A 6,767-nucleotide genomic window follows, 5' to 3' on the forward strand; every position below is an offset into this window, starting at 1 on the left:
GCGTCAGCGACACCTGGTGCCACCGAGTTCGGCTGGCACCAGGTGTCGCTGACGCCGGCGGCGAAGACCGATCCGGTGCTGGCCGCCTTGCCGGAGAATTTCCCGATCTTCGAATGGCACGACGACACCTTCGTGCTGCCGCAGAATGCCGTGCGGCTGGCAGGCAGCGCCGTCGCCGAGAACCAGGCCTTCCGCCTTGGCCGCGCCGTCTACGGCTTCCAGTTCCATTTCGAAGCGGATACGCCGATGGTGCGCGACTGGAGCACCTCCTTCGCCTCCCTCATCGCCGAGCGCCATCCCGACTGGAACGACCGGCTCGACGGCGAAATCACCCGCAACGGTCCCGATGCCGACGCCGCCGGTCTGGCCATTGCCCGCGCCTGGGTGGCGACCATCTGAAGCGTGTCGATGTTCAGGTGAGGCGGCCTGCAAACAATGGCCTCCTGCGCTTCTGGTGCTCACGTACTTCATGTACGCTCCGCTCCGGTTCTCAGAAGCCATAGTTTTTCGGCTCGGCCTGACCTGAATCTCAACTCACCTTGGCGCGCAGACCTGGGGCGGCGTGACATTATTGGCACGCCACGGCAGTTCCGGCTGGGGAAAACCCTTTTCATCCTTGGTTTGTGTCCGCGCGCCATCCTAGAAGGCGCGCGCTTTGTATCGCCGGTGCAACCGCGATGAACCTTCTGTGTGATCCGCGCGACACACCGGCGATACGGAATCTGCTTAGAAACGCGAAATCGTCGAAACATTGAGACGCATTTTATCGTTTCAACGCATTGGTAACCGGGTCGTGCACAGATGCAGGAAGCTCAACCAGAGATGACGTCCGTGAAAGCAGCGCTTCTGTCCTTTATCATGCTGTCTGCCATCGTCCTGTGCGGCCTCGGCATCTATTCGGCCGACGCCGCCAACAATCACCAGGCCGTCGACGGCTACGGCGTCACCGCCGCCCTTCGCTAAAGCCTGGTCCTTCCCGACAAACGGAAAGCTGATCCCATAGCCGGGATCATGACTGGAACCGCTGCGCCTCGACCGTCAGGATGCGCTTATCCGCGCCGTCGACGACGAGCGCGCTGAGCGTTCCCGAATGCCATGCGAGCGTGTCGACATTGACGCGGTTGGCCATGATTTCGGCCTCCGGCACCGGTGTGTGCCCATGCACGATCACTTTCGGATAAAGGCCGGGGTGATCGTGAAAGGCGTCGCGAATCCAGATCAGGTCCTGCGGACTCTGGCTTTCGAGCGGTACGCCTGGCCGAATGCCGGCATGGCAGAAGAAGAAGTCGCCGAACGCCACCGAAAACGGCAGTGAGCGCAAGAAGTCGACATGGGCTTGCGGCACGGCCGCGACCAGGGTCGCGTGTCCCTCCCGCAACGCCGTCTCCGCCGTGCCGAACCAGCCACTGGCCGCGGGCAGCGTCACGCCGTAGGACTGCGCCGTTTGGATGCCGCCATAGCGCATGAACAGGCCGTCCGCGTCGGGCTCGGCGAGAAAGTCGAGGAAGCCGACATCGTGGTTGCCGGTAAGCGTCAGATGGCGCGGGTCGCGTGCCCTTGCGTCGATCAGGAAATCGATCACGCCCCTGGAATCCGGACCACGGTCGGTATAGTCGCCGAGATGGATGACGCGCCAGTCGGCGGTCGGCTTGTATTCGAGCTCGCTCTCGATCCGGCGGTGCATGGCGGCCAGAAGGTCGAGCCGGCCATGCACGTCGCCGATGGCGTAGAGCCGCATGCCTTCCGGCCCGCGCGCGTCGAGATAGTGGATGCCGGTTTCGGTCACGGCGAGCGTCTTCCCGTATCGATCATCACGGGAAACTAGAGCGGATAGGTGAATAGGCCCTAGCGCCTCAGCTGGTCCTTGCCCATGTCGGTTACCAAACGCTTACCGCACAGCGCCAGCGTGATGTCCATCTCCTTGCGGATGATCTCCAGCGCCTTGGTGACCCCGTCCTTGCCCATGGCGCCGAGGCCGTAGAGGAAGGGCCGCCCGATATAGGTGCCCTTGGCGCCGAGGCAGAGCGCCTTGAGCACGTCCTGGCCCGAGCGGATGCCGCCATCCATGTGCACCTCGATCCTGTCGCCGACGGCGTCGGCGATCTCCTCCAGCACCTCGATCGACGAGGCGGCGCCGTCGAGTTGGCGTCCGCCATGGTTGGAAACGACGATCGCATCGGCGCCGGTCTGGGCCGCCATCAGCGCGTCCTCCTTGTCGAGGATGCCCTTCAGGATCAGCTTGCCGCCCCAGCGTTCCTTGATCCAGGCGACATCCTTCCACGAAAGCTGCGGATCGAACTGCTCCGTCGTCCACGACGACAGCGAAGAGACGTCGCCGACCCCCTTGGCGTGTCCGACAATGTTGCGGAAGGTGCGGCGCTTGGTGCCAGCTATGCCCAGACACCAGCGCGGCTTGAGCGCCAGGTCGATGATGTTGGCGAGCGTCATCTTCGGCGGCGCCGAAAGCCCGTTGCGGACATCCTTGTGGCGCTGGCCGAGGATCTGCAGGTCGAGCGTCAGCACCAGAGCCGAGCAATTCGCCGCCTTTGCCCTGTCGATGAGGTTGAGGACAAAGTCCTTGTCGCGCAGCACGTAGAGCTGGAACCAGAACGGCTTCTTCGTCACTGAGGCGACATCCTCGATCGAGCAGATACTCATTGTCGACAGCGTGAACGGCACGCCGAATTCCTCCGCCGCCTGGGCCGCCAGCATCTCGCCGTCGGCGTGCTGCATGCCGGTCAGCCCGGTTGGCGCCAGCGCCACCGGCATCGCCACCTTCTCGCCGATCATGGTCGTTTCCAGCGAGCGGTTGCTCATATCCACCAGCACGCGCTGGCGGAACTTGATTTTGGCGAAATCCTCCTCGTTGGCGCGGTAGGTGCTTTCGGTCCAAGCGCCGGAATCGGCGTAGTCGAAGAACATCTTCGGCACCCGGCGGCGCGCCAGGTCCTTCAGATCGGCAATGGTGAGGATGTCGCTCATGGTCTTTCCCGCTGGGTGTTCGCTAATTCGTTGTCTTGGCGCCGTCACCGGCGTCGGAGCGCTGTCTCAGCCTCAGCCGTGACACGCGCTGCCAGTCGCCGCTGCGTTCGGCCTCGAGCATCGAGCGCTCGACATAGGAGATGTGGTCCATGGCCGCTTGCCGGGCAGCCGCCGGATCGCCGCCCTTGATCGCCGCATAGATCGCCCGGTGCTGGTGAAGCAGCGCCTCGCGCGCGCCGGGCACGCTGAAGACGAGAAGCCGGTTCTGGAACACACCTTCCGACAACAGCCGGTAGCAGGAGCGCAGCGTATGCAGCAGGATGATGTTGTGCGCGCACTCACAAACCGCGTGATGAAATTCGACATCGATCTCCGCCTCGTCGTCGAAATCGCCGGTGCGGTGCGCCTCGTCCATGCGCGCCATGATGCTGTCGAGCAGCGTGAGGTCTTCCGGCGTGGCGCGCCGCGCCGCATATTCGGCGGCGACCGCCTCGATCTCGCGGCGATACTCCAGATAGTCGGTCACCGCCTTGCGGTGCATCGAGATGAGGTCGGTCACCGGCTTGGTGAACAGCTGGCCGATGACGTCGGCGACATGGGTGCCGCCGCCGGCCTTGGTCGTCAGCAGCCCGCGCCCCTCCAGCGCCTTCAGCGCGTCGCGCAGGATCGGCCGTGACACGTCGAACTGGCGCGCCAGCTCGCGCTCGCCCGGCAGCCGGTCGCCGGTGCGCAGCACGCCTTCGAGGATCAGGCTCTCGATCTGCTGCACCACCTCGTCGGCGGTGCGCGAATGCTCGATCCTGGAGAAAATATCGCTCAACGGGGCGCCTGGGAAAGGGAAGCGGTTGTCGCCCAGATTAGAGCCTCTGTCCCCAACTGGTCAAATTATTTATCCAATTCCTCCGGCGTGGCTCACTGCCGACGCCGCCTTCCTATATGCCCGTCAGCTAAACTTTGCTGTTTGCGTCTCCGGGCGATTGGCCCTAGAGGACGCCGATACACGCAGGGTCAAGAACAGGGGGACCGGCCGTGTCGGACGAGACGTCCAATCTCGAATTCCAGCCGCGCGCCCAGGGCAGCGTCATGGGCTTCCCGGCGCATGGAGGCCGCGCCGGCGCGCTTGGCGAGGTCCATGCCCGGCCGCATCCGCTGATCGAGAAGGCGCGCGTTCTGATCCAGCTTTCCTTCATGACCGAAGGCGGCTCCGGCGTCGACCAGGCGGTGCTTTCGGAGATGTCGCGACGCCTTGGCATCGCCACCCCCGACCGCCAGGCTCGCCACCATGCCATGAAGTGGGGCAAGGGCTCGTTGCGCTGGGAACGGCACACCGAATTCTCCACCTACCTGTGGGAAGGGCCGCTTGCCGAAAGCGCCGGATCACAGGAGGATTCACCTTTTGGCAACGGGTTTTCGCCGCCGGGCACGGTCATATCCGGGATCAGGCTCGAGATCCGTAAATGGACGCAGACCAGCGAAAAGCTCATTGCCGATTTTGACCCCACCAGCCTCTGCTACTCGCTGGTCGGCCGCGGCAACGCAGCCATCGTCACCGACTTCCGCCAGGACGGCGACGGCCTGACGCGCATGCTGGTGCTCGACCGCGGCCTGACGCCGGCCAGCACCGGCGCGCTGTCGCAGCGGCTGCTCGACATCGAGACCTACCGGACGCTGGCCATGCTTGGCCTGCCGCTGGCGCTGACGCTCTCCGTCCGCGCCCGCCGCATCGAGGACCGGCTGGCGCAGACGACGCTGGAAATGAAGGGGGCGGAGACCCGCGACAGCCAGACGCTGCTTGCCGACCTGACCGAGCTGGCGGCCGAATTGGAGGCGGATGCCGCCTCCAGCCTCTACCGCTTTGGCGCCAGCCGCGCCTATGACGGCATTGTCGTCGAGCGGCTTGAGGCGCTGGAGGAGGAACCGGTGTCCGGCTACGACACCTGGGCCGGCTTCCTGCAGCGGCGCATGGCGCCGGCCATGCGCACCTGCCGCTCGGTCGAGGAGCGGCAGGCCAACCTGTCGCGCAAACTCACTCGCGCCACCACGCTCCTGCGCACCTGGGTCGATGTCGAGGTCGAGAAGCAGAACCGCGACCTGCTGGCCTCGATGAACAACCGCGCCCGCCTGCAGCTGCGCCTGCAGCAGACGGTCGAGGGGCTTTCCGTTGCCGCCGTTTCCTATTACGTCGTCGGCCTCATCTCCTATCTCGCCAAGGGTGCCTCGATCTTCGGCCACGCCTTCGCGCCCGAAATCGTCACCGCCGCCGCGGTGCCGGTCGCCGTGCTGCTGGTCTGGTGGGGGGTGCGCCGGGTGCGGCGCATGCACTCCGAGCCGGCGAAGCATCCGGGCGAGTAGGCGCGCCCCTCGAGGGGGAGATGTCGCCGAAGGCGACAGAGGGGGTCGCCTCGCCTGGGGCGCCAACCTCGTTCCCGACGTAAGATGCGCTAGCGATCTGTGCGAGACGCCCCCCTCTGACCGCTTCGCGGCCATCTCCCCCTCAAGGGGGGAGAACATCAGCGGCAGATTGCCGCTGCGGAAGCGCGGCCTGCACCCATTGTCTCATCCCGACCAAAGCAGGGGTTTGCAACAAACGCGCTTCACTGGTAAAAGATTTTGACCAGTCGAGTGGAGGAAAGCGCCGATGTCCGGCCTTGCCATGCCGAAGCCAGATGCCGCCACCATGCGCCGGCGCGCCGAGATCGTCGCCGACATGCGCATCATCGTGCCGGGCGAGGGTGTCGTCGATGCGGCCAATGAAATGCGTGCCTTCGAAAGCGACGGCCTCACCGCCTATCGGCAGTTGCCGCTTGTCGTCGTGCTGCCGGAAACGGTGGCGCAGGTCTCGCGGGTGCTCAAATATTGCAACGATCGCAACATCCGCGTCGTGCCGCGCGGCTCGGGCACTTCGCTGTCGGGCGGCGCGCTGCCGCTCGAGGATGCGGTGCTTCTGGTGATGAGCCGCTTCAATCGCATCCTTGCGATCGACTATCCGAACCGCATTGTCGTTGCCCAGCCCGGTGTCACCAATCTCGGCATCACCACCGCCGTCGAGCAAGAGGGCTTTTACTATGCCCCCGATCCATCCTCCCAGATCGCCTGCTCGATCGGCGGCAATGTCGCCGAGAACTCCGGTGGCGTGCATTGCCTGAAATACGGGCTGACCGCCAACAATGTGCTCGGCATCGAGATGGTGCTGATCAATGGCGAGGTGGTGAGGCTGGGCGGCAGGCATCTCGATGCCGAGGGCTACGACCTGCTCGGCGTCATGACCGGCTCCGAAGGATTGCTCGGCGTCGTCACCGAGGTCACGGTGCGCATCCTGAGGAAGCCGGAGACGGCGCGCGCGCTGCTGATCGGCTTTCCGACCAGCGAGCAGGGTGGCCAATGCGTCGCCGACATCATCGGCGCCGGTATCATTCCCGGCGGCATGGAGATGATGGACCGGCCGGCGATCCACGCCGCGGAGGATTTCGTCCATGCCGGCTATCCGCTCGACGTCGAGGCGCTGCTGATCGTCGAGCTCGATGGACCAGGCGTCGAGGTCGATCACCTGATCGGCCTTGTCGAGGCGATCGCCCATCGCAACGGCTCGACCACCTGCCGCATCTCGCAGTCGGAGCAGGAACGGCTGAGTTTCTGGGCCGGCCGCAAGGCGGCCTTCCCGGCGGTCGGCCGCATCTCGCCCGACTATTACTGCATGGACGGCACCATCCCGCGCAAGGAACTGCCGCGCGTGCTCGCCGGCATGCGCGACCTGTCGAAGAAATACGGGCTCGGAGTCGCCAACG

General features: G+C 65.1%; 6 protein-coding genes and 1 pseudogene. 4 read left to right on the plus strand and 3 right to left on the minus strand.

Translation table 11 applies throughout. The features are described from left to right. Positions 1–399 (plus strand): annotated as a pseudogene (locus EN780_RS24165) (GMP synthase); the annotation flags it as partial. A 423-nt stretch (positions 400–822) separates the two neighbouring features. Further along, the gene (locus EN780_RS24170) at positions 823–963 is read left to right on the plus strand and encodes a hypothetical protein (protein WP_189340537.1); all 141 of its coding nucleotides are present in this window, start codon (positions 823–825) and stop codon (positions 961–963) included. A 46-nt stretch (positions 964–1,009) separates the two neighbouring features. Here the strand turns inward: EN780_RS24170 and EN780_RS24175 are convergent, their stop codons facing one another. Genes EN780_RS24175 through EN780_RS24185 form a run of 3 tightly spaced genes read right to left on the minus strand, consistent with a single transcriptional unit; the run spans position 1,010 to position 3,802 of the window. Then, a complete protein-coding gene (locus tag EN780_RS24175) occupies positions 1,010–1,786 on the minus strand; it encodes a metallophosphoesterase (protein ID WP_127310492.1) in 777 nt (258 codons plus the stop codon). Between the two features lie 59 nt (positions 1,787–1,845). Then, positions 1,846–2,982 carry an alpha-hydroxy acid oxidase gene (locus EN780_RS24180; protein ID WP_127310491.1) on the minus strand — a complete coding sequence of 379 codons (1,137 nt, stop codon included), beginning with the start codon at positions 2,980–2,982 and terminating at the stop codon, positions 1,846–1,848. 22 nt (positions 2,983–3,004) lie between these two features. Further along, on the minus strand, positions 3,005–3,802 hold the full coding sequence (locus tag EN780_RS24185) for an FCD domain-containing protein (RefSeq protein ID WP_127310490.1): 798 nt from the start codon (positions 3,800–3,802) through the stop codon (positions 3,005–3,007). A gap of 209 nt (positions 3,803–4,011) precedes the next feature. Here EN780_RS24185 and EN780_RS24190 point away from each other — a divergent pair, with 209 nt between their 5' ends. Together EN780_RS24190 and EN780_RS24195 are read left to right on the plus strand one after the other, a co-directional pair. Further along, positions 4,012–5,334, plus strand: coding sequence for a DUF3422 family protein (locus EN780_RS24190; protein ID WP_128275530.1), 1,323 nt, complete (start codon positions 4,012–4,014; stop codon positions 5,332–5,334). Between the two features lie 286 nt (positions 5,335–5,620). Then, positions 5,621–6,767 (plus strand): FAD-binding protein (locus EN780_RS24195; RefSeq protein WP_128275531.1); only part of this gene is annotated, 1,147 nt, incomplete at its 3' end.

Source organism: Mesorhizobium sp. M4B.F.Ca.ET.089.01.1.1, assembly GCF_004022605.1.
Taxonomy (GTDB): domain Bacteria; phylum Pseudomonadota; class Alphaproteobacteria; order Rhizobiales; family Rhizobiaceae; genus Mesorhizobium; species Mesorhizobium abyssinicae.